Consider the following 855-nt stretch of genomic DNA (forward strand, 5'->3'; position numbering starts at 1 on the left):
CGGAAACAAGTATGAACAACCACATTTGTTAAAGGAGGACGAGTAAAGTGCCGAAAATCAAAGTGAAGAAACAAGTTGGTCTAGAAGAGTTGCTAAACTTATTGAGTAACGATGAAATTGAACAAGGAGAATATAGAGGTTCAAAAGGTACGTACGTATATCTGGATTCAACATTTCTTGGTGATTTTGAAATTGAAGGTTTTAAAGCTGGAGACGCCTTTGAAATCGAAGTCGAGAAAGAAATCAATGAGCGTGCAAAAATAGATAATTTAGTTGGTCTATATGAATTACCTAACGGCAACAGGCATTTCTTTAGTTATATAAGATGTAGCATTGCGAGGGCTTTGGATATAGAAAGAGCACACGATAAAAAGAATCTATCTTTTTATGTAATAGAGTCTGATGGCAATATGCATCTTATCTGGAAAGAAGGTAATTTTGTTGGGTAAAGACTATAAACGTCGAATTGCAGAATTATGCGCAGAGCAAGTCAGATTGAATAGTGAGAATAGCAGGTTGCTTAAAGCGATGGCAAGGTTATCTGATGAACGTGACAAGTATAAAAGAGAACGAGATGAGTTGATTGACGATATTGCACGTGTACGTATGCAACGTGATGAACTTAAAAGAAAGCTTGATGAAGTGGAAGATTTGTTTGTAGGGCATATCAACTACAAGTTATCAGTGTCGCATAATTACTGGTATATCAAACTACGTCATAAACTAGACAAGATCATACACAGTGAAAAGGAGAATGAGAAATGAGTAATCAATTAACAGTTGAGCAATTGCAAGAATTACTTCAAATTCAGAAGGACTTCGATGATAGAATACCAACGTTGAATTTAGAAGATA

General features: G+C 35.4%; 2 protein-coding genes and 1 pseudogene. All 3 read left to right on the forward strand.

Annotated elements, in window-relative coordinates; all coding sequences use genetic code 11:
• Positions 1 to 47 precede the first annotated feature (47 nt).
• Positions 48 to 449, forward strand: coding sequence for a hypothetical protein (locus CD122_RS10925; protein ID WP_103358977.1), 402 nt, complete (start codon positions 48 to 50; stop codon positions 447 to 449).
• A gap of 79 nt (positions 450 to 528) precedes the next feature.
• The gene (locus CD122_RS10930; RefSeq protein ID WP_103358978.1) at positions 529 to 765 is read left to right on the forward strand and encodes a hypothetical protein; all 237 of its coding nucleotides are present in this window, start codon (positions 529 to 531) and stop codon (positions 763 to 765) included.
• Positions 762 to 855 (forward strand): annotated as a pseudogene (locus CD122_RS10935) (dUTPase); the annotation flags it as partial. The gene CD122_RS10930 and the pseudogene CD122_RS10935, both read left to right, overlap by 4 nt.

The organism is Staphylococcus rostri, assembly GCF_002902145.1.
Classification (GTDB): Bacteria; Bacillota; Bacilli; order Staphylococcales; family Staphylococcaceae; genus Staphylococcus; species Staphylococcus rostri.